Origin of the sequence: Enteroscipio rubneri (assembly GCF_002899715.1) — a bacterium.
GTDB lineage: Bacteria > Actinomycetota > Coriobacteriia > Coriobacteriales > Eggerthellaceae > Enteroscipio > Enteroscipio rubneri.
On record NZ_PPEK01000005.1, the window covers coordinates 42,123 to 63,828 of the forward strand.

General features: G+C 64.0%; 18 protein-coding genes. 11 read left to right on the forward strand and 7 right to left on the reverse strand.

Translation table 11 applies throughout. The features are described from left to right. The first annotated feature begins 111 nt into the window (after positions 1 to 111). Positions 112 to 1,614 carry a helix-turn-helix domain-containing protein gene (locus C2L71_RS05785; RefSeq protein ID WP_157938931.1) on the forward strand — a complete coding sequence of 501 codons (1,503 nt, stop codon included), beginning with the start codon at positions 112 to 114 and terminating at the stop codon, positions 1,612 to 1,614. A gap of 15 nt (positions 1,615 to 1,629) precedes the next feature. Here the strand turns inward: C2L71_RS05785 and C2L71_RS05790 are convergent, their stop codons facing one another. Further along, on the reverse strand, positions 1,630 to 2,409 hold the full coding sequence (locus C2L71_RS05790; RefSeq protein WP_103264842.1) for a MerR family transcriptional regulator: 780 nt from the start codon (positions 2,407 to 2,409) through the stop codon (positions 1,630 to 1,632). Between the two features lie 176 nt (positions 2,410 to 2,585). Between C2L71_RS05790 and C2L71_RS05795 the strand changes: the two genes are divergently transcribed. Then, positions 2,586 to 3,926 (forward strand): MATE family efflux transporter, encoded by a 1,341-nt coding sequence (locus tag C2L71_RS05795; protein ID WP_103264843.1) that lies wholly within the window; start codon positions 2,586 to 2,588, stop codon positions 3,924 to 3,926. 100 nt (positions 3,927 to 4,026) lie between these two features. On the opposite strand, the gene msrA is transcribed toward C2L71_RS05795, so the two are convergent. Further along, a complete protein-coding gene (msrA, locus tag C2L71_RS05800; RefSeq protein WP_103264844.1) occupies positions 4,027 to 5,220 on the reverse strand; it encodes a peptide-methionine (S)-S-oxide reductase MsrA in 1,194 nt (397 codons plus the stop codon). A gap of 321 nt (positions 5,221 to 5,541) precedes the next feature. Here msrA and trxB point away from each other — a divergent pair, with 321 nt between their 5' ends. From trxB to C2L71_RS05820, 4 genes are all read left to right on the forward strand, one after another. Beyond that, positions 5,542 to 6,498 (forward strand): thioredoxin-disulfide reductase, encoded by a 957-nt coding sequence (trxB, locus tag C2L71_RS05805; RefSeq protein ID WP_103264845.1) that lies wholly within the window; start codon positions 5,542 to 5,544, stop codon positions 6,496 to 6,498. 154 nt (positions 6,499 to 6,652) lie between these two features. Continuing rightward, the gene (prfA, locus tag C2L71_RS05810; protein ID WP_204600461.1) at positions 6,653 to 7,726 is read left to right on the forward strand and encodes a peptide chain release factor 1; all 1,074 of its coding nucleotides are present in this window, start codon (positions 6,653 to 6,655) and stop codon (positions 7,724 to 7,726) included. Between the two features lie 237 nt (positions 7,727 to 7,963). After that, positions 7,964 to 8,986 (forward strand): N5-glutamine methyltransferase family protein, encoded by a 1,023-nt coding sequence (locus C2L71_RS05815; protein ID WP_103264847.1) that lies wholly within the window; start codon positions 7,964 to 7,966, stop codon positions 8,984 to 8,986. Between the two features lie 149 nt (positions 8,987 to 9,135). Continuing rightward, positions 9,136 to 9,969: a purine-nucleoside phosphorylase gene (locus C2L71_RS05820; protein ID WP_103264848.1), complete on the forward strand. Its 834-nt coding sequence runs from the start codon at positions 9,136 to 9,138 to the stop codon at positions 9,967 to 9,969. Between the two features lie 21 nt (positions 9,970 to 9,990). Here C2L71_RS05820 and C2L71_RS05825 read toward each other — a convergent pair whose 3' ends face one another. Next, a complete protein-coding gene (locus C2L71_RS05825; RefSeq protein WP_103264849.1) occupies positions 9,991 to 11,202 on the reverse strand; it encodes a DUF3825 domain-containing protein in 1,212 nt (403 codons plus the stop codon). A 155-nt stretch (positions 11,203 to 11,357) separates the two neighbouring features. Next, positions 11,358 to 12,422, reverse strand: a complete 1,065-nt coding sequence (locus C2L71_RS05830) for a PTS sugar transporter subunit IIC (protein WP_103264850.1) — start codon at positions 12,420 to 12,422, stop codon at positions 11,358 to 11,360. A 196-nt stretch (positions 12,423 to 12,618) separates the two neighbouring features. Between C2L71_RS05830 and C2L71_RS05835 the strand changes: the two genes are divergently transcribed. Both C2L71_RS05835 and C2L71_RS05840 read left to right on the forward strand, forming a co-directional pair. Further along, positions 12,619 to 15,255 carry a cation-translocating P-type ATPase gene (locus tag C2L71_RS05835; RefSeq protein ID WP_103264851.1) on the forward strand — a complete coding sequence of 879 codons (2,637 nt, stop codon included), beginning with the start codon at positions 12,619 to 12,621 and terminating at the stop codon, positions 15,253 to 15,255. Positions 15,256 to 15,485: 230 nt separating this feature from the next. Next, on the forward strand, positions 15,486 to 16,292 hold the full coding sequence (locus tag C2L71_RS05840) for an MBL fold metallo-hydrolase (protein ID WP_103264918.1): 807 nt from the start codon (positions 15,486 to 15,488) through the stop codon (positions 16,290 to 16,292). A gap of 27 nt (positions 16,293 to 16,319) precedes the next feature. Here the strand turns inward: C2L71_RS05840 and cysK are convergent, their stop codons facing one another. The 3 genes from cysK to C2L71_RS05855 all read right to left on the reverse strand — a co-directional run bounded on the left by cysK (position 16,320) and on the right by C2L71_RS05855 (position 18,963). After that, positions 16,320 to 17,342, reverse strand: coding sequence for a cysteine synthase A (gene cysK, locus C2L71_RS05845; RefSeq protein ID WP_239926402.1), 1,023 nt, complete (start codon positions 17,340 to 17,342; stop codon positions 16,320 to 16,322). A gap of 29 nt (positions 17,343 to 17,371) precedes the next feature. After that, positions 17,372 to 17,929, reverse strand: a complete 558-nt coding sequence (locus C2L71_RS05850; protein WP_103264852.1) for a gamma carbonic anhydrase family protein — start codon at positions 17,927 to 17,929, stop codon at positions 17,372 to 17,374. Positions 17,930 to 18,063: 134 nt separating this feature from the next. After that, positions 18,064 to 18,963: a cysteine peptidase family C39 domain-containing protein gene (locus tag C2L71_RS05855; protein ID WP_103264853.1), complete on the reverse strand. Its 900-nt coding sequence runs from the start codon at positions 18,961 to 18,963 to the stop codon at positions 18,064 to 18,066. Between the two features lie 609 nt (positions 18,964 to 19,572). Between C2L71_RS05855 and C2L71_RS05860 the strand changes: the two genes are divergently transcribed. From C2L71_RS05860 to C2L71_RS05870, 3 genes are read left to right on the forward strand one after another with little or no spacing between them, the layout of a single operon-like run. Then, positions 19,573 to 20,391 (forward strand): cytochrome b/b6 domain-containing protein, encoded by an 819-nt coding sequence (locus C2L71_RS05860; protein WP_103264854.1) that lies wholly within the window; start codon positions 19,573 to 19,575, stop codon positions 20,389 to 20,391. Continuing rightward, complete coding sequence (locus C2L71_RS05865) at positions 20,388 to 20,909, forward strand: hypothetical protein (protein ID WP_103264855.1); 522 nt, start codon at positions 20,388 to 20,390, stop codon at positions 20,907 to 20,909. The genes C2L71_RS05860 and C2L71_RS05865 overlap by 4 nt, the downstream gene beginning before the upstream one ends. Next, on the forward strand, positions 20,906 to 21,694 hold the full coding sequence (locus tag C2L71_RS05870) for a 4Fe-4S dicluster domain-containing protein (RefSeq protein WP_239926404.1): 789 nt from the start codon (positions 20,906 to 20,908) through the stop codon (positions 21,692 to 21,694). The genes C2L71_RS05865 and C2L71_RS05870 overlap by 4 nt, the downstream gene beginning before the upstream one ends. Positions 21,695 to 21,706 lie beyond the last annotated feature (12 nt).

Sequence of the window (21,706 nt, forward strand, 5' to 3'; positions counted from 1 at the left end):
GGGATGATTCGGTGAAATCATCCTTCTGGGATGATGCCCCTCAGATGCGCTATCCTGTGTTTGCGATTACAATGGGCGAGCCAGGGGGGCCGCCAAAGGGGGGTGGGAGCCGTGCCCGTGCTTCAGAAAGTCAAGAAGATGTTCGACTTCGACGTGCGTCCAGCCATCGTCGTCGGCCTTGCTCTGCACTGGTCGTGGATTTGGATACTTTTCTGGAGCTCGTCGTTCTACCCCGTGTTCGAGTCTGCGGGATTGCAGCACGGCGGCGCGCTACTCGTAGACCCGCTGTGGTTCTTCTCGCTTCTGTCGAACTTCGCGACGCCTATCGTGTTGTTTTTCCTCGGCAAGCGCCTTGGCTCGGTTGGGTGGAGGGTGCCGCTTATGGTGGCCGCCGCCGTACTCACATCGCTGGGCACGTTTATGGTGGCCTATCCCGATGCATTGTTCGCGCCGGGCGCACGATTCGCGGGCTATGTGGCAGGCGCGGTGCTCACCGGAGCAGGATCGGCTATTGAGTTTGTGCTCTGGGGCGAACTGCTCGCCATCCTCGGAATGCGCCAAACGGTGGTGTACGGCGTGGCGGCCACCATCGTCGGCGGCCTTTTCTATATGGTTTCGATATTCTTCGCCCCTTCGGTCGTACAGTTCGCGGTGGCGTTGTTCCCTCTGTTGGAAATGGGCCTGTTCTGGTTCCAGCGCGACGTCGTCCTCCGCTACCGCGCGGGCACGTCCCAGCTTGCGCGTGAGGAGCCGGGCTCGGTGGGCAAGCCGGCGCGCGTCAAGTACCGCAAGGATCTGATCGGGCTTATCGTGATCTCGATGTTCTTCGCTACGTCGTACGGCGTGATGAAGGGCATGTTCGTCTTCGCGGGTGCCGATCTGCTGGCGTTGCGCGACATCATCAACATCGTTGCTCTCGTCTTGGGGGCGCTGACCATCTTGCTGACCATGAGCGTGTTCAAGATGGACTTCAACCATCTGACCTACCAGGTGGCGTTGCCTCTCATGGCCATGGGCTTCGTTTGCGTGGCGTTGCCCGGATCGTTCGAGGTTCTGGGATTCTTCTTCCACCAGCTGGGCTACGAGTATTTCTATATCATCCTTTGGGCGCTTTGGCCCGCGCTCGCGCGCAAGAACAAACATGTGCCCGCCATGAAGTTTTGCGCTGCAGGCATCGCCTCCATCCAGGCGGGCCAGCTCGTGGGCTCGACCATCGGCGCTTCGCTCATGGAAGCCGCTGCCAGCCGCTACGAGGTGGCGATGATATCGGTGGTCGCGGTGTTCGTCATTCTCCTCGTTGCGCTGTTCGCGTTCGGCAATTCGCTGTCCCAGGTGGGATGGGGCGTGTTGCGACCGTGGGGCGATGTGGTGGCGCCAGAATCCAAGTTCCGTAAGGTGTGTGACGCCATTGCCTCGACGCGCGGCCTGTCGCCGCGCGAGGCGGAAGTATTCCACCTGCTGGCCAAGGGACGCAACTGCGAGTACATCAGCACCCAGCTCGTTGTGACCGAGGCGACTACCAAGACGCATATCCGCAAGGTGTACCGCAAGCTTGGCGTACACTCTCAGCAGGCGCTGCTCGACATCATCGAATACGAACGCAAGAACATGTGACGTGCGAAGGAAAGCTTAGCAGCTCGCCGTCGGCTGCGTGCGCATTCCTCCAATCCATGCGCGATAGAAGTCCCAGCGGCCTTCATCATCGGTCGCGGTGAGAAGATAGGTGCCCGCGACGTTTTCCGGCTCAACCCCGCTGGCGCGCGCCCGGTCTAGGAGCTCGTCGACGTTGCTTGCATCCATGGAAGGTGCAACCTTGAGCAGGCATTCGAGGCAGCCCGTATTGTGCTCAGCCTCGATGCGTTGCCAAAGAACGGTTTCTTTGCCGGGGTGGGCGTCGGCCACTGCTTCATGCACGAGGGCGGGATTACGCGCGTCGATGAACACACCGTAGCGCCAGGGCTCCTCGACAAGAACCTTCCAAGGCTCGGGAGCATCGTAGTCGATGGCGCTGAGGCGGGCGATGGCGGGTCGGGCAGGGCGCATGCCCGAGTGCCGCAGCTGCTCAGCGGCGGCGTTGAGCGCGCGCTGCTGGGCAAGCCTGGCGCGCATGGCTTCCAGCTCGGCAATGCGTTGCTCGATGTTCGCCTCGGTAAGGGCGAGCGCGGCATCGAGGCCCTTCGCGCTCAGCGTGCGATAGGATTCGAGCTCCTTCGCAGGAACGCCGAGTTTGCGGTAGAATGCGATCTCGCTCGCATGGATGAGGTCGTGAACCGTATACCGGCGGTAATCGTTCGCCGCGTTGCGCCCGGCGCTTATCAAGCCGCGGCTCTCCCAGTACCGCAGCGTGGAAGGAGCGACGCCAAGATAGCGCGCCGCGTCTTTGATGTCGTAGAACCTGGGCTCTCCCATGGGCGCTCCTGATGCGAGGGGCTGTGATCCGGAAGGCCCTTTCCTGATCGCACCCGTCCTCTTTTTGAAGATTAGAAGAAGGATCGGATAGGACATCTTTACCTTCAAGCGACTTTAAGGTTTAGAGTACCATCCGGTCGAATCAAGGGCAAGGTCCAAGACGGAGTCGAATACTTATGATCAAGAGAAGCATGCTTAAAGAGTACCTGCGCTACATCCTGCCCACGATGCTCACGTTCACGCTGGCAAGCGTCTACAGCATCGTGGACGGCATGTTCGTGGGGCACGCGGTGGGTGACGCGGGCGTCGCCGGCATCAATGTGGCGTTCCCGCTCGTGGCCTTCGTGATGGCCGTGGGCACGGGCATCGGCATGGGCGGCGGCGTGATCTCGTCCATCGCGCGCGGCGCGGGCGACGAGGCGAAGTCGCGGCGCGCCGTGGGCACGACGTTCATCATGCTGCTCTTGGCGGCGCTGCCCGTCATGGCGTTGCTGCTGTTCGCGGCCGAGCCTATCTGCCGACTCCTGGGAGGCCAGGGCGGCACGCTCGCGCAGGCTGTGGCGTACACGAGCGTCATCGCATGGGGCGTCCCGTTCCAGATATTCGTCACGGGCTGTACGCCCCTCATCCGCAACCAGGGGCGCGTGGGCTTCGCCATGGCGGTGCAGGTGTTCGCGGGCCTGATGAACGTGGCATTGGACTATGCGTTCGTCATGCTGCTGGGCTGGGGCACAGCCGGCGCCGCCGCGGCCACGGCGGTGTCGCAGGCTGCGGCGTTCGTGCCGGTGCTCGCGTTCTTCCTGCTGAAGAAGAACCGCATTGCGCGGGCCGACCTGCGTCCCGACGGCAAAATCGCAGCCCATGCGCTGAAGCTGGGCATGGCGCCGTTCGGCCTGACGCTTTTGCCCGAGGCCACGGTCGTGGCCATCAATATCAACCTGTCGATCTACGGCGGCGAGACGGCTCTCGCGGCCTACGCCGTGGTGTCCTACACCGCCTGCGTCATCCAGATGCTCATCCAGGGCGTGGGCGACGGCTCGCAACCGCTCATCTCCAAGCACTACGGCGCGGGCGACGCCGACGGCGTGCGGCGGTTTAGGAACACGAACTACCTCATTACCATCAGCTTGGGCGCGCTGGGGCTCTTGGCCATGTACCTGCTGCGCAACCAAGTGCCGCTTCTGTTCGGCTCGTCGGCGGAGACGGCCGCCATCGTGGCCTGGGCGCTGCCGATTTTCTCTACGGCCTATGTGTTTTACGGTTTTACGCATGCATCCACCTCGTACTTCTATGCGGTGGACGATGCGAAGGCCTCGAGCGCCATCGTGTACGGTGAGGCGGTGCTCGTCGTGCTGGTGGTGTTCGGTATCGCCCAGGTGGCCGGCGTGGACGGCATCTGGCTCTCCGTGACCATCGTGCAGACGGTGCTGGCCTGCGCGGCTGGCGCGCTTCTGCGCTTCCGCCATCGCCGTAGGGCTGCCGCGACGGCTCCTCGTCCTGCGGGCGAGGCCTGCTAGCTCCGAGCGTTCGAAGCGGAGCCGTCGAGCATCGGTTTCAGCCTTCGTTGCGTGCGGGATGGCGCAACGGGATAGAGGGGGCCCTCCATCTGCTCACGCGTCAGCGCATGACGGGCTCCTGCTCCACGAGAGGCTTCAGATATCCGTAGCCCTCTTCGTCCATGCGCGCGAGCGGCACGAATCGCAGTGCGGCACCGTTGATGCAGTAGCGCAGACCGCCCGCATCGGCGGGACCGTCGGTGAAAACATGGCCCAGGTGGGCGTCTCCCGCACGGCTGCGCACTTCGGTGCGCAGCGTGCCGAAGCTGCGGTCGAGGCGTTCGGCCACCACGTCGGATGCGATAGGGCGTGAAAACGCGGGCCAGCCGCAGCCCGAATCGTACTTGTCGGAGCTTGCAAACAGCGGCTCGCCGCTCGTGACGTCCACGTAAATGCCCGGCTCGAACAGGCGGTCGTAAGGGCTTGAGAAGGGGCGCTCGGTGGCGTTTTCGCGCACGACGCGGTACTGCTGGTCGCTCAGCGAACGGCGGAGTTCGGCGTCGTCGGGCGCCGCGTAGACGCGCGAGGCAATGGCCGCGGCCGCTTCCTCGGCAGTGGTCGCCGCTGCGGGCTCCTTGGCGCCCGCCGGCATCGCAGCCCCGTCCGAACGGCTGCTCGGATGCTCGGATTCCGCTGGGTGCAGACCGCCGTCGACGGCTTCGCAGAGCCCGTCGTATTGTACGCAGGCGCGTCCCTCGGCAAGGCCCATGCGCTTGACGAATGCATCGGCTGCGCGCATGTCGATGTGACAGTATCCCCCAGGGTTCTTCGTGAGGTAATCCTGATGGTATTCTTCGGCCGGGTAAAATCCGTCGAGCGGCTCCACTTCGGTCACGACGGGGTCAGTGTAGCGCGCCTGCTGCCGGCGCACGGCCGATTCGATGGCAGGTAGGTCGGTCTCGTCCTGCCAGAAGATGCCGCTGCGGTACTGCGTGCCGCAATCGTTGCCCTGGCGATTGACACTCGTGGGATCGATGGCTTCGAAAAAGCCATCGAGGAGCATTTCGGTGGGCATGATGCGACGGTCGTAGGTGACCGCGACCGTTTCGGCGTGCCCGGTGTTCCATCGGCACACGTCCCGGTAGGTGGGATTCTCGGTCGATCCGTTTGCGTAGCCGACTATTGTCTCACGGACGCCGGGCAGCCGCCTCAAGAAGGCTTCAAGCCCCCAGAAGCAGCCGCCGGCCAGGTAGATGGTATGCAGGTCGGCGCCTCTCGCGTCGTCGCGCCGTTCGGCGTCGTTGGCAGGGTCCATGGTTGAGCTCCTTTCGATGGGGACATCGTACCGCGCAAAGCGCTATCCGCCTTCCCCTCATCCGATCCGTCACGTGCGCGTTGTCGGTTTGCCCTGCGCGCTCGTACTCCTCTGGCGTGCGGCGGAGGCAAGCGCGCGAGCCGGGCGAGGTGGCGTCTTCAAGCTCGAGGGTTCAGCTCGGTATCGGCTCGTCGCCCTTTTGCTGCTTTTCCGGTAACCTTTTCCCGAAGATTCTGCGCAGAATAGCAGCGGCGACCTACGCACGGCTCCATGCGCCCTATACTGCGACGAAACATCGGGCTTTCACAGGAGGCTTGCACCATGGATACTGCACACCAGCAGGCTGCGACAGACGGACAGGACCCCGTCATCGATCTTGCTGTCATCGGCGCAGGGCCGGCGGGTATGACTGCAGGGCTCTACGCTGCGCGGGCGGGACTCGACGTCGTGCTGTTCGAGCGCATATCGCCGGGCGGGCAACTTGCTCAGACCGAGCACATGGAGAACTATCCCGGCTTTCCCGACGGCGCGAACGGCTTCGAATTGGCGTTCTCGATGAAGCAGCAGGCCGATCGCTTCGGATGCCGTCATATCGGCGAGGAGGTGCTCTCCGTCGATTTCACCGTGAATCCCAAGGTGCTCAGGACCGCGTTCGGCGAATACCGGGCGAAAAGTGTCATTATCGCCACGGGCGCCCGCCCGCGCAAACTGGGCCTCGAATTGGAAGAAGAGCTGCAGGGCCGCGGCGTTTCGTACTGCGCCACCTGCGACGGTAACTTCTTCCGCGACAAGACGGCCATGGTGGTGGGCGGCGGTAACACGGCTGCAGGCGATGCCATCTACCTGTCGCGCATCTGCAAGAAGGTGTACCTCGTGCATCGGCGCGACAAGCTGCGCGCCACCGCCATCTATCACAAGCGCCTGGAGGATCTGCCAAACCTCGAGTTCGTATGGAACGCCGTTCCGCGCAAGCTCGTGGCCGAAGAGGGCGCGCTCGCTGGCGTGCGGGTGGAAATGCTTGCGACGGGCGAGGAACGCGACATCGCGGTTGACGGCCTGTTCGTTGCCGTGGGCACCGAGCCTAATACCGAGTTTCTGGACGACGCTCTCATGCGCGATGAGACCGGCTACATCGTGGCCGATGAGTCGGGTGCGACCGAGGTGCCCGGCGTGTACGCCGCCGGCGACGTGCGCACGAAGAGCCTGCGCCAGGTGGTCACCGCCGTGGCCGATGGCGCGCTGTGCGCCGAGGAGGCGGCCGAGTACTTGGCCATCTAGGGGACGTTTCCCGGCGGGATGCTGCGCGGCGTCATTCGATCTGGTATCATATTCCGGTTAACAGCACGAGCGCCCATTTGCGCGAGCAGAGTGGGCGCTCTCCGCGCACTCGGCCTGCCGAGTGCGCGGCCACGTGGTGAAGGGCAGCATGCACATGCAAGAAACCGATATGCGAGAAAAGCTTATCAAGATCATCCAGGCCTACGAGGACCTGCAGGGGCGCATGGGCGATCCCGCCGTGCTCGCAGACCAGAAGGAATACAACCGCCTGGCAAAGGAGTATGCGAGCCAGGGGCCGCTCGCGCACAAGGCGTCCGAGTACGTGCAGGCAGCCGACGATTTGGCTGCGGCAAAGGAGATGCTCGCCGACGCGGACATGAAGGAGTTCGCGCAGGAGGAAATCGCCGAGATCGAGGCTAAGCTGCCTGCGCTCGAAGAGGATATCAAGTTCATGCTCATTCCGGCCGACCCAGCCGACGACAAGGACATCATCGTGGAGATCCGCGCAGCAGCCGGCGGCGACGAGGCAGCCCTCTTTGCAGGCGACCTCTACAAGATGTACGAACGTTTCGCAGGCGCGCAGGGCTGGAAGACCGAGACGATGGACGTGTCGCCTTCCGAAGCCGGCGGCTTCAAGGAGATCCAGTTCAAAGTCAAGGGCGACAAGGTGTACTCGGTCATGAAATTCGAGAGCGGCGTGCACCGCGTGCAGCGCGTACCGAAAACCGAGAGCCAGGGCCGCATCCACACGTCCACGGCAACGGTGGCCGTGCTGCCTGAAGCGGACGAGGTGGAGGTCGACATCAACGAGAACGACCTGCGCATCGACGTGTACCGCGCCGGCGGCCCGGGCGGCCAGTGCGTGAACACCACCGACTCGGCCGTGCGCATCACGCACCTGCCGAGCGGGCTGGTGGTGCAGTCGCAGGACCAGAAGTCGCAGCTGCAGAACAAGATCGCGGCCATGGCCGTGCTGCGCGCGCGCCTGTACGAGAAGATGCTCGCCGAGCAGCAGGCCGCCGAAGGCGCCAAGCGCCTCGCGCAGATCGGCTCGGGCGACCGCTCGGAGAAGATCCGCACGTACAACGGTCCGCAGGACCGCGTGACCGACCACCGCATCGGCTTCAACGGCACCTACAACGGCGTGCTGCTGGGCGACGGCCTGGGCGACGTCATCACCGCCCTGCAAGCAGCCGATCGCGCGCAGAAGCTGGAAGCGGCCGTGTAACTCCGAATATTTCGTCGATCGGCCCCGAGGTGGTCGGCATGCGGCGAAACGGGCTCTGAAGTACGAAAAGTCGAAGGCTCGTGCCGGAGAGGGCTTGGTCGCGCCCCTTTTCGCACCTGCGAGATGCGTCGGTCCGAAGATGACAGGCTTCGCCTTGTGGAAGTGCGCGAACAGGCATGTTGGGTGCGGGAGTGCCGAATCCGTCGTCTCGTGCGGGCGGTTTGCAGAGGAAGCGATATGGAAAACGATATCTGGACCATTCAGGCCGCCCTCGATTGGACGGTGGGCTATCTTGAGCGCAAGGGCGACGAGAACCCGCGCCTCTCCGCGCAGTGGCTGCTGTCCGAGGCAACAGGCCTTTCTCGCATCGAGCTGTATGCAAACTTCGAGCGTCCGCTGTCGATGGACGAACGCGATGTGCTGCGCGGCTACGTCACCCGCCGCGGCACGGGCGAGCCGTTGCAGTACATCACGGGCGATGTGGGATTTCGGCACATCACGCTGCGCGTGCGTACAGGCGTGCTCATTCCGCGTCCCGAAACCGAGGTGCTGGTGAGCGAGGCTTTGACGCTCCTGCCGCCCGTGCCGAAGCGGATTGCGATGGATTCCGCCCCCGAGGCGTCACCGGATGATGCGCTCGGAGCCCAACGTCCCTTGCGAGCGCCCGATCGGGGTGAGGTTCAGCCTGCCACCGAGGTTCAGCTGGCACCTGCGTCCTCCATGCCTTCCGAGTTATCCGGGCCGCTTCGTGTGGCCGATCTCTGTACGGGCTCGGGCTGCATCGCCTGTTCGATCGCCTACGAGCATCCGCTCGTGCATGTCATTGCCACTGACATCGAGCCTGAGGCCATCGCCCTTGCCCGCGAGAACGTTGCCACCCTCAACCTGGATAAGCGCGTACAGGTAGTTCAGTGCGACTTGGGGGAGGGTATCGACGCCAAGCTTATGGGCACCTTCGACCTCGTGGTGTCGAATCCTCCTTACGTGCCGACGTCGGTGTTGGCCGAGCTTCCGCGCGCTGTGGCCGACTTCGAGCCGACGCTCGCGCTCGACGGCGGTGCGGATGGCCTGGATGTGCTGCGCCGCCTGCTGCCCTGGTGCGCCCGCGCCCTTAGGTCCGACGGCGCCTTCGCCTTCGAGCTGCATGAAACCTGCTTGGGTGAGGCTGCGGCCCTCGCCCGCGATGCCGGCTTCACGGATATCCGCATCGCACATGACCTCGCCGGACGTCCCCGCATTCTGACCGCGCGCCGCCCGTAGGCGCGCCGTCCCGCGTCGCTTCGCGTCGGCGCGGGTCAAAAACGGCAATCGCAGACGCCGGTTTCACGTTCCGCGGCGAACCTTGGGGCCATGCGGGGCACGGAGGGGTTCGCTATAATGAGGTGAACGCGCGAACAAGGGAGGGCCCTATGCTGGAACGCAACATCCTTGATGACAATCTCACACTTTCGGCGTACACCATGCGCCAGCGCCTGGATGGCCGCGATCCGAGGATCGGTCTGGTGCTGGGTTCGGGTTTGAATCCGCTCGCGAATGAGATCGAAGATGCCGTGCGCATACCCTATGTGGAGATTCCGCGCATGAACATGTCGACGGCCAAGGGGCATGTGGGCCGCTTCGTGTGCGGCACGCTCGGCGGCAAATGCGTGCTGGCCATGCAGGGCCGCCTGCACGCCTACGAGGGCAACAGCGCGCAGGAGGTGGCGTACCCCGTGTGGCTCATGGAGCGCCTCGGCGTGCGCACGCTCATCACCACGAACGCGGCTGGCGCGCTCAATCCGAACTACGAGGTAGGCGACTTCTGCATCATGAGCGACCAGATCAACTTCACGGGGCGCAACCCCATCGCCGCGCCCGACCCGGCGAACCTGTCCGACCGCTTCTTCTCCATGGCGGACGCGTTCGACCCCGAGCTGCGCGCCATCGCGCACGACGTTGCCGCCGAGCGCGGCGTGCGCGTGCAGGAGGGCGTGTACCTCGGGGCGCTCGGCCCCAGCTTCGAGACGCCGGCCGAGATCCGCATGTTCCGCTCGTGGGGTGCCGACACGGTGGCCATGAGCGTGTGCGAGGAGGTCATCGCCGCGCGGCACGTGGGGATGCGCGTGCTCGGCATCTCGCTCGTGTCGAACATGGGCTGCGGCATCGAGGGCGCGAGCCCCACCGGCCTCGAAGTGCTCGACGTGGCGAAGACGCGCGAGGCGGACTTCGCGCGTCTAATCACGGGTATCGTCGAGCAGCTGTAGGCGCGTCCGTCGGCCTGCGCTTCAGCGAAGTGGGGTGAGCCAGTCGCTATCCGGACGGCAGATAAGACGCGCATTCATGTACGCCTGCTCCATCGTCAGGACGGTTTGCCCCTGGTAGTTGCCCGATTCGACAAGCTGCACGACAAGGGCGGCGTCCACCTGATCGTCGTCGGTAAGGCACAGGGGGAGCAGCAGGCTCATCGCATTCGCGCGCGGGTAGTATGACGGGATGGCCGTCTTGAAGTTCCAACGCACGCGCTTGCGCGCCATGTCGACGGCGTCCTTCAGACGGGAGCGTAGTCGGCGGAACAGTCGCGCATCGTTCTCGACGATGCGACCCACCCGTTCGAAGCAGGCCGCCCGCTCGGTCGGGTCTGCCGCCCGTGCCGTTTCGAGCAGAGTCTGTGCCTCGTCGTTGCCATGGAGTTCGTCTTCGAGGAAGTCCATGGGGAGCCGTGCCAGGTTGTCGACGAGCACGTGATCGAAGTCGATGATCAGCTCCCTCTCCGCATCGAATAGCAGATCCTCCTTGCGTTCGAAGTAGGAGGCGGGTTCGGGCAGTGGGTTGAACAAGCTTACGAGCCGCTTGCCGAGGCCGCGCGAACCACGCGTGCAGAACCCGGTAAAGCGCCATGGAATGCCGCTCGTGCTCGGCTCGAAGCAGGCGAAGATATCGTCGTAGCGCCTATCGACAAGGCCGGTGTTGAACGCGGCGAATCCGGCTTCCGCATCGACGAACACCTTGCCCTCGAGCTTCAGCCGATAGAACGTTGTGCAGATGTAGCTTTTCAAGATCACGTTGCGATGTCCGTTCGGATCCGGCGTGCCGAAGTCCCAGGACTCGGGCAATGCAAGTGATGCGAGCTTGGGCAAAAAGACGTCCCAAGGTCCTAGCCAGGCGAATCGCTCGAGTTCTTTGCTTGGCGCAACGGGGCGTGGGGAGAGGGTGGGCTTGCTGCTGGCGGCTGTCCAGCCGTCGCGCTCCACGATGGTGACGAGGCGCTGAGGAACGCCGTTGGCCACGATGTCCGTGAAGGTGAGGAAGCCGCCAAGGTCGGATAGGAACGCCTTGAGCTTCGAGTACCCATAATCCTCTTTGTCGATGCCCGCGCTCAGAAGCGCGGCGCCCACCTTCGCCATGGGAACGTCGGTTGCAAACCCGAATTCATCGACGAGGACGCGGTAGACGAGCTGTCTGGTTTCAAGAGGGATGCCTGTTTCGGAAGGGGCCATGAGCTGTCACCTGCTTTCTGCTTCGGCGATCCAGTATAGCCGAACGCGCGGTCCGTCGGCAGCGCCCGGTTATCGATGGACCGCGCTACGCGCCCTCGATAGACTGCTTATCTTGTGCGATCCGTCGACAGGCATTCCATCGTCTCGCCGCGGGGCTAGTCTTCCAGCTTCAGGTCTCCCTCGTCGATGGCGCCCGCTTTTCGCATGAGCGCGCAGACGGCCCAGCTGATGACAGCCGGCAGGATGAAGCAGATCGCGATCAGCCCGATCCACTCGAACGCGCCCGGTCCGGCGGCGCCTGCCGCCGCGTCTGCAACCCATCCGGTGTACACGCCGATAGGGCCGACAAGCCCGCATGTTCCCATGCCCGAGGCGATGGCGGGGCCGTTTTGCTGCAGCTGGAACAGGCACGTGGCCACGGGGCCGGTGACGGCCGAGGCGACGATGGGCGGGATCCAGACCAGCGGCTTGCGCATGATGTTGCTCATCTGGAGCATCGACGTGCCTATGCCCTGCGACAGGACGCCGCCCCAGCCGTTCTCGCGGAAGCTCATCACGGCGAACCCTACCATCTGGGCGCAGCAGCCGGCCAGGGCTGCACCGCCTGCCAGGCCCGTGAGTCCGAGCGCTGCGCAGATGGCGGCCGACGATATGGGCAGCGTGAGGGCGATGCCTACAACGACGGAGACGATGATGCCCATGAACAGTGGCTGGAGCTCGGTCGCCCACATAATGAACCCGCCAATGGACGAGGCGACCGCCCCGATCCACGGTGCAAGAGCCAGCGAGAGCCCGCAGCCGCACATAATAGTGACGGCCGGGGTGACGATGATATCGACTTTCGTCTCCTTCGAAACGGCTTTGCCCAACTCGGAAGCGACGATGGCGATGACGAGCACGGCCAGAGGACCGCCTGCCCCGCCAGCGTCGTTGGCGGCGTAGCCCACTGCGGCGAGCGAGAACAGCACGAGCGGCGGGGTTTTCAAGGCGTAGCCGATGGCGATAGCCATGGCCGGTCCGGCCACGCTCTTGGCGAATGCGCCGATCTCGCCGAAAAAGGCGATGCCTGAAAGATCGCCCGCAGTTCCGAATATGGTACCGATCAAAAGCGATGCGAACAGGCCTTGCGCCATGGCCGCCAGCGCGTCGATGGCGTAGCGCTGAAACGATATCACGATATCCTTGCGCTGCAAAAAGCTAGAAAACGACCCTGCCCCCATGATGTCTCCCCTGCATCGGTCTTCTCGTTGAGCCACTTATGATAGCGGAAACGGGTCGCGAGGGGATGAACTGCTCGGCAAACGTCGGTGAATCGGGAGCGGTGCCGCGTGACGGCAGGGTAACGGTGTTCCATGCCCTTGAGCGACGCGTGATTAAATGAGGGTGCGAACGTGGGCTTTCAGGAAGGGGCGGGCGATGGAAGGAAAGGCGTACAGCTTGACGGCTGAGGAGGCGCTGGCCAAGTTGCATGCGGATAGGCAGGGTCTTACGGCCGCGGAGGCGGCTGCGCGGCTCGAACGCGACGGCGCGAACGAGCTGGAGGACTCCGGTCGCAAGAGCGTCGCCGCTGTTTTTCTCAGCCAGTTCAAGGACCTGCTTGTGGCTATTCTTGCCGTTGCCGCGCTGGTCTCGGCCGTCTCGGGCAACGTTGAGAGCACGGTCGTCATCCTGGTCGTCCTCGTGCTGAACGCCGTGCTGGGCACGGTGCAGACGGTGAAGGCGGAGCAGTCGCTGGCCAGCCTCAAGGCCATGAGCGCACCCGTAGCCAAGGTGCGCCGCGATGGCGAGCTGGTCGAGGTGCCCGCGCGCGATGTGGTGCCGGGCGACATCCTTGTGCTGGAGGCGGGCGACCTCGTGCCGGCCGATGGACGCGTGCTGGAGAGCTTTTCGCTCAAAGTGAACGAGAGCGCGCTGACGGGGGAGAGCGAGGCGGTGGAGAAGTCCGCCGACGCCATCGAGGAGGGCCAGGTGGGCATCGGCGATCAGGCGAACATGGTGTTTTCGGGGTCGCTCGTCACGTACGGGCGCGCCGAGGCGGTGGTTGCGGCCACGGGCATGAGAACTGAGATCGGCCGCATTGCGTCGCTCATGAACGAGACCGAGCAGCGTAAGACCCCGCTCCAGATAAGCCTTGACGAATTCTCGAAAAAACTCGCGGTGGGCGTCATGGCCGTTTGCGTGCTCGTGTTCGTGCTGTCGGTGGTTCGCAGCGGCACGGGCGTGCTCGATGCGCTCATGTTCGCCGTGGCGCTGGCGGTGGCGGCCATCCCTGAGGCGCTCAGCTCCATCGTGACCATCGTGCTGGCCATCGGCACGCAGAAAATGGCACGCCAGCATGCCATCATCAAGGACCTCAAAGCCGTCGAATCGCTCGGCAGCGTGTCGGTGATCTGCTCGGACAAGACCGGTACCCTCACGCAGAACCGCATGACCGTGCAGAAGCTCTATGCGGCTGGCAGGTTGGTGGATACAGCGGATGTCGATTACGGCGACGGCCCGCAGCACGAGCTCGTTCGCATTGGCCTTCTGGCCAGCGACGCGATCACCGACGAGAACGCGGGCACGTCCATCGGAGACCCCACCGAGGTGGCGCTCGTGCAGATAGGCGACGCCCTCGGCATCGACGAGGTGTCTTACCGCTCGGAGCATCCTCGAACGAGCGAGCTTGCGTTTGATTCCGATCGCAAGCTCATGAGCACGCTGCACGTGCTCGACGGCGTGCCCACCATGCTCACCAAAGGCGCGCTCGACGTGCTACTCGACCGCTCGGACGCGGTGCTCTCGGATGCGGGCCCTGTCCCTCTGGACGAGACTGCGAAAAAAGCCGTTCTACGCGTGAACGAGCGTCTGTCCGAGGAAGGACTGCGCGTGCTCGCCTTCGCGAAGCGGGAGCTTGCCGAAGCGCGTCCGCTCACGCTCGACGACGAGTACGGCTTCACATTCGTCGGGCTCGCGGCGATGATGGACCCGCCTCGGCCTGAATCGGTGCAGGCGGTTGCGGATGCGAAGGAGGGAGGCATCCGTACCATCATGATCACAGGGGACCATAAGGTCACGGCCACCGCCATTGCGCGCCAGATCGGCATCTTCGAGGAGGGGGATCGCGCCATCGCTGGCGTGGAGCTCGACGAGATGGACGATGCGGAGCTCGATCGGATTCTGCCGAACGTCTCGGTGTACGCGCGCGTGTCGCCTGAGCATAAAATACGCATCGTGGACGCGTGGCAGCGCCGCGGTTGCATCGTGTCGATGACAGGCGACGGCGTGAACGACGCGCCTGCGCTCAAAAAGGCCGACATCGGAGTTGCCATGGGCATCACCGGAACCGAGGTCAGCAAAGATGCGGCTTCGATGATCCTCGCGGACGACAACTTCGCCACCATCGTGAAGGCCGTCGTGAACGGTCGCAGCGTGTACGCCAATATCAAGAACACCGTGCACTTTCTGCTGTCGGGCAACATGGCAGGCATCATGTGTGTACTGTTCGCCTCGATCGCGGGATTGGCTGCGCCCTTTGCGCCGGTGCATCTGCTGTTCATCAACCTGCTCACCGACAGTCTGCCCGCTGTGGCTATCGGCATGGAGCCCGCGCGCCACGATCTTCTGCGCCAGAAGCCGCGCGATCCGAAAGCGCCGCTGCTCGACCGGCGGTTGATCGGGCAGATCGTCGTCGAAGGTGCGCTCATCGCCGTGCCCACGATGGCCGCGTTCTTTATTGGGCAACGCGACGCGGGTCTTCCGCTTGCCATGACCATGGCGTTCGCCACGCTCTCGCTTGCGCGGCTGTTCCACGGGTTCAACTGCCGCGCCGATGCGCCGCTTCCCAAACTGGGATTGTTCACGAACCGCTTTACGCTCCTTGCCTTCGCCGGCGGTGCTGCGCTGCTGGCGGCGGTTCTATTCGTCCCCGCATTGCATCCTCTGCTGCTAGTGGCCGACGTAACGCTTGCGCATGCGGGCCAGATCGTCCTGCTCGCCTTCGCGCCGACGCTCGTCATCCAGTTGTACCGGATCGTGCGAGATCGGGTACACAAGGCTGCCGTCCTGTCGTAGCGAGTATCGGCAGACGTCGAAGGAGTTGCGTCGTTCTTGGCGAACGGCCCGATTTCGCACCCGCTTTCGGGTACAATCGAAGCCGCATCGAGAAGCGGTGAAAGACGGGGTGGAGCGTGCAGCTTTCCTTTGAAGGGACGGTATCACGAGAAGCGGTGGTCGCTTGCAGACGGGCGGACGCCTGCGCGGCGGCATGGACGGAGGCCGACGGCGCCGACGGCTCCTGCGCCATGGGCGCTGGCGGCTTGCGCCTGCACGTGCTGGCCAGCGGCAGCCGCGGCAATGCGGCCATCGTGGAAAACACCGTCACGGGTGCGGGCGTGCTTGTGGACTGCGGTATCTGCAAGCGCGATTTCCTTGCCCGCTGCGACGAGGCGGGCTTCGATCCTGCCAAGCTTGCGGCTATTCTCGTCACGCACGACCACACCGATCACACCAAGGGCGTTGGTGTGGTGCTCCGGGGCTTGGCGAAGCAGGGCGTCGAGCCGACGGTGTACGTGGACGATGCCGTGCGGGCCGCCAGCAAGGAGATCGAATCTGTTGAAGACGCCTGCGATCTGCGAGCCCTGCCCATTGGCGGCATGCTTTCGGTGGCCGGCATGGCGGTGCACGTATTCGGTACCTCGCACGACGCTGCATCATCGTGCGGCTTCCGCTTCGAAGGCGGTGACGACGCGGTAGGGTTCATGACCGACACCGGTAGGGTGACGGGCGCGGCTCATGAGGCTCTCACGAACGTGCGCATACTCGCGCTCGAGAGCAACCACGACGTGCAGATGCTCGCCGACGGTCCGTATCCCTACCCGGTCAAGCGTCGAGTGGGATCGGATGCAGGGCACCTGTCAAACGATCAGGCTGCCGCCGAGCTGGAGACGCTGCTGTCGGACCGCCTCGAGCAGGTGGTGGCTATGCACATCTCGCAGAACAACAACACCTATCGCCTTCCCGTCGATGCGCTGGCTGCGGCGTGCGCCCGGATGAGCCACGGCGCGCGCGTGCAGGCGGCCTATCAGTCTATGCTCGTGAGCATTCGGTAGTTCACGCTCGGCTACGCGCTGCCCTCGCTATTCGCCGTCGAACAGCGCGGTCGAAAAGTAGCGCTCGCCGGTGTCGGGCAGCAGCGTGACCACCGTCTTGCCAGGACCGAGTGTGCGCGCCAGACGGCGTGCGGCCGCCACGTTCGTGCCGCTTGATACGCCGCAGAGCAGGCCCTCCTCGCGTGCGAGCGCACGAGCAGTGTCAATGGCCTCCTCGTCGGAGACGATACAGATGTCGTCATAGATATGCTGATCGAGTATGTCAGGGATCAGGCCATCGCCGATGCCCATCTGCAAATGCGTTCCGATGCCCCCTCCCGAGAGAATGGCTGCATTCTCGGGTTCGACGGCCCATATGCGCACCTCGGGGTACAGGCGCTTGAGAATCTGGCCGACGCCCGAGATGGTGCCTCCCGTGCCGATGCCCGAGCAGAATCCGTGTACTGGACCCTCCACGTCCTCCACGATCTCGAGAGCCGTGTGGTATTTGTGGGCGAACAGGTTGTCTTCGTTCTCGAATTGCTGGGGCACGTAGACGTGCGGATCCTCGGCCGCCATACGTTCGGCGATGGCGATGCATTCGGCGATGCACTTGCCGATGTCGCCGTCGTCGTGCACGATGACCACCTCCGCGCCGTAATGCTGCACGAGCTTGCGACGCTCGACCGATACGCTATCGGGCATGATGATGCGCGCGCGGTAGCCGCGCACCGCGCATACGAGCGCCAGGCCGATGCCCTGGTTGCCGCTCGTCGGCTCGACGATGATGCTGTCCGGGCCGATCTCGCCGCGCTTTTCGGCCTCTTCGATCATCTGAAAAGCCGTACGGGTCTTCACCGATCCGCCCACGTTCACGCCTTCGAACTTCACCAGTATCTCGGCGGCGCCGGGTTCGGCGAGGCGGTTAAGGCGGATGAGGGGCGTGCGCCCCATGGCTTCCAGCACATTGTTGTAGATCACGGTCGCATCCTCGTTCTCGCTTGCGGTATCCCCCTGGTCGCGGCCGCAGCCGACAGGCCCCAGCGCGCAAAACGCAACGTATTGTAGCATGCGCCCGCTTGCTCGGGGCCGGCGACGGGCTACCTGATGGCGATGGTCATGCTTGTGGCCGGCAGGTTCGCTCCGCTGAAGATGATGCCGTTCTCGGCGAGGTTGATTCCGTCGTCAACGTAGCCTTCAGCCGAACGGCGGTTGGCCGCGATCTCCTGATCGGTGAGCATGCGACGCGGTTTGGCCGGCATGCCAACCACGAGCGTTCCATTGGGGATGCTCATGCCGTTGGGAACGAGGGCGCCCGCGCCGATGAGGCAGTTGTCGCCTACCACCGCGTCGTTCATGACGATGGCGCCCATGCCTACAAGCGTGTTGTCGCCGATCGTGCAGCCGTGCAGGATGGCGCCGTGACCCACGGTCGTTCCCCGGCCGACGGTGAGGGTGCGGCCGTATTCGATGTGCAGGCAGCATTGCTCCTGGATGTTTGTTCCTTCGCCAACCACGATACGCCCGCCCTTTTCGGCGCGCAGCGTGGCGTTGAACAGAATGGTCACGTCCCTTTCAAGCGCGATATCGCCCACGAGGGTGGCGTTGGGCGCGATGCGCGCTTCGGGATCGATGCTCAGCCGGTAGTAGTCCTCCATGCTCTCTCCTCCGTGGATGATGGCGCGCCGTGACGATCGGTCGCGGGTTTTCGACGAAGGCCATTATAGGGGCATCGCGCCGATGAGAAAGGCGAGGAACGGCGCGAGCGCGCGCACTGCGCGGTGCGGCGGGCCTAGGAGGCTTGATAGCACCACAGGGCTTTCGACTGCGAGCAGATCTCTTCGAACGACCAATGGCGACTCGAGCGCTCGCTGCTCAGGGGGTCGTGAACGATGAGCATGCCATGCTCGTCGATGTCGGCAAGCACGATATAGGTGCCTTCGTCCCCGAAAGCACCGGGCCCGACTGCGGCGATAACGGGCCGGCCTCCCACAAGAGCGTGCCGGATGGAAGACTCGCTTGCCTCCACCGGTTCGACGGCCAAGCCCAGTTCAGCGGCCCCGTCGGTGAGGAGCGGTGCCGCATCGGACGAGTCGGCGAATCCGCTGCGCTGGGAGAAGGAAGCCACTTCGACCGGATCGGTCTGGACGTCCCCGGTCGATTCGATATACACCATGGCCAGGCATAACGGTGCAGCGCCTGCCGAAGCGACCGTGCCCGAACCATACGGGCGATCAGCCCACTGCGGGTCGTCCTGGTAAAGCGTGGGAACCGATCCCTTCTTCCAGGTTGACTGGGATTCGCTGAGGCTTGCGGCTCTCGTGGCATTGTCGTTGCCATAGGGATTGGCCTCTCCGCCGCCTACGAATCCGGTGATGGCCCGCGCGGCGAAGACGCCGGCGAACGCGCACGCAAGGGCGAAGAGGACGATGGCCGCAATGGCCGCGAGCGCGCGCTTGGGATTTACGCGCTCGAGCTTGAGTTCACCGCGAGAATCCGGCTCCGTTGCAAGAGGCCTTACCGTTTCGGAGGGCGTGAATGTGGCGATGCTCGGCTTGCGACGAGGGGTGGACGAGTAGCGGATGCCATGCGTGCTGCTGGGGAGGCGGCGGTGCTCGCTCGCGTACAGGTCGACGCGGCTGTTGTAGTCGGCTTTTTGGGTGACGATGTAGGGTAGGCCCCGGTACGGCACGGACGCCTCCTTCCGCTCATTCGATTATCGGTACGGTGTCGAGGCTTCGGCCCCAGAGGGGAAAGAAGCCGTTGGTTTGCATTACGTGAGTGTAGGGCGACGTGCGCTGCGCGCTCGCGGCCCCTTCGAGCCGTTTCCCCCTGTAGAGCGAGCGGTCAGGAAGCCGAAACGTTGTCGCGGGTCTGTCGGAAACCCGGCATCGACCGGAAAGGCTCCGGCGGAGTGCAGAGACGGCATCGCCATGCGGCGGCGCGGCGAATCCGCTCGGAGAGCCTCGCATCGCGCGCGCCGACGTGGAAGGCGGCGCGCGCATGGTGGACCGCATGCCGGTGTGGACGAGCTTGTCGGGCTGCGGCTCTATCGAACGTGCGGAGAGAAAAAATCATTTGTCCAAGCGGCCGGCCGGGAAACCGAGGTGAACGGCATCATGACAAACACCAGTAGTCTCCGTTTGTCATCCGCTTACGGAAAAATCCTCAAAAAATTCACCGTTCATCATCCGATGACGTGCCGATCAACTTCGCAAGCCTGCTAAAGAAAATCGCAGGATCGCATCATGGTCGCAGAGAAGCCGATGATCAAACGTCGGTCCGAAGGGAAGGAGCAGCTATGCCTTGGTTCGACCAACTGCCGTGGCTCGTGGCATTGGCGCCGTTCGCGGGCTTTTTCTGCGCGGCGCTCGTCAAGCGGCGCGATCCGATGATTGCGGGGGATCGGGTTTACCGACACGACCCGCCGGCTCGCGTCTCGCACTGGACCCATGCACTGGGCGTTGCCGTGTGCCTCATCTCCGGCATCGTCCTGGGTCTTCGGTTTACGCCCGCGTTCGTGACCGACGGCCCCGAGGCCGTCCTTTGGATGAACGTGCACTTCGTGGCTGCCGTATCGTTTCTGTTCGGGACGTTCTTCTACCTGGGCAACACAGTCATTTCGAGTCATCGCTTCAAGGAGCACCTTCCCACGCGCGATGCCGTGGTCACCACCATCCACCACTATGGGCGCAAACTGGGCTTCAAGAAGCTCTCGCCCGTCGAGGAGGACAAGTACTTCGAGAGCGAGAAGATCGCCTACCTCATGGCGCTGGGTTGCTCGGTGCTGCTGGTGGTGTCCGGCTTAGTGAAGGCGCTCGCGCATGTGGTGCTCACGCTGCCCGATCCGTTCATGAACGTCATCACGTGGACTCACGATGTCGCTGCCGCGCTCATGCTTCTGTTCTTCCTGGCGCACGTGTTCTTCGCAGCCGTGGTGCCCTTCTCATGGAAGACGTTCCCTTCGATGATATTCGGCTGGATGCCGCGCGAGGAGGCCGAGCGCGAGCATAAGATCTGGGTGCGCCGCCTCAAGGAGTCCGGCCGCGTCATCGAGGATCCGCAGGGTGCCGAGGCGCCCGCCGTGAACACGCCCATCGAGGACGGAGGTGCACAATGAGCACTGAGGATGCAACGGTTCCGGCCGTGGACGAGACCGGCCTGGGCGAGGATGCTTTCGAGGTTCCCGAAGCCGACCGCTTGTTCGCCCCGCCCACGCCCGAGGAGGCGGAGCATGCTCTGCGCGACCTCGTCTGGGGCGAGCATTTCGTGTGCACTCGCATGGCGGCGGCCCGTGGAAACTCGACGATGTACCTGTACAGTCTGCGCGAGGCGGCAGCGTTCCTTCTCGACGGCAACAGCGGCAGCGCGAGCTTGGGCTCGTCGGGGTCGTTCGCGTGGGTGGAGTTCGACCGGTTCGTCGCGTGGCTGCGCGACGTTCTTGGAGACACCGCGTTCGCGAACGTGCTCGAGGAGCGCCTGGGTGGGTGCGAGACCTACAACGACAAGATAGAAGTGCTGCGCCAACTGCTCGACCTGCGCATGACGCAGTATCGGCCCTACCTGCCTTCCGACGAAGGCGAGGGCGCGGGCGACGAAGGTGCGGACGAGGACGAAAACGAGGAGGAGCAAGCATGACGAACACCGAACAGAGCGCGACCGAGGGCATGCCGCAGCCGCCCTCTCCCCAGATCGAGCCGAGCGGTCTTTCCCGCCGCCAGTTCCTCGTCGGACTGGGCGGTTTGGGCATCGGCGCCGTCATCGGCGGCAGCATCGTGGGCCTGCTGCTGCCCGACGGCGTGTACGCCATCGAGGCGTCCGATGGCTACCTGCTTGTCGACACGAAAAAATGCGCCGGCTGCCAAAGCTGCATGCTGGCCTGCTCGCTCGTGCACAGCGGCAAGGAGAACCTATCGCTGTCGCGCATCCAGGTGAGCAAGAACGTTCTGAAGGGCTTCGGCGAGGACATCTTCCAGTACCAATGCCGTCAGTGTCCCGAGCCGTCGTGTGTAAACGCCTGCCCGACGGGCGCCATGCACGTCGATCCCGATACGAACGTCCGCACCGTGAACGAGGGCAAGTGCATCGGATGCGAGCGCTGTGTGGAGGCGTGTCCGTTCACCCCTTCGCGCGTTCAGTGGAACTTCGAGGAGCGGCACGCACAGAAGTGCGACCTGTGCAAGAACACGCCGTTCTGGAACCACGAGGGCGGCCCGAAGGGCGAGCAGGCGTGTGTGAAGGTGTGCCCCATGGACGCCATCAAGTTCACCAATGATATTCCCGTGCAAACCGACCAGGGCTATGACGTGAACCTACGCACCGTTCACTATGCGAGGATGGCGTTCCCCGTCGACGACGAGGCGAAGATTCCCGCCCAAGTGTACATCGACTCGATCACGCCGAGTCCGCAACCTCAGGCCTAACGGGAAGGAAGG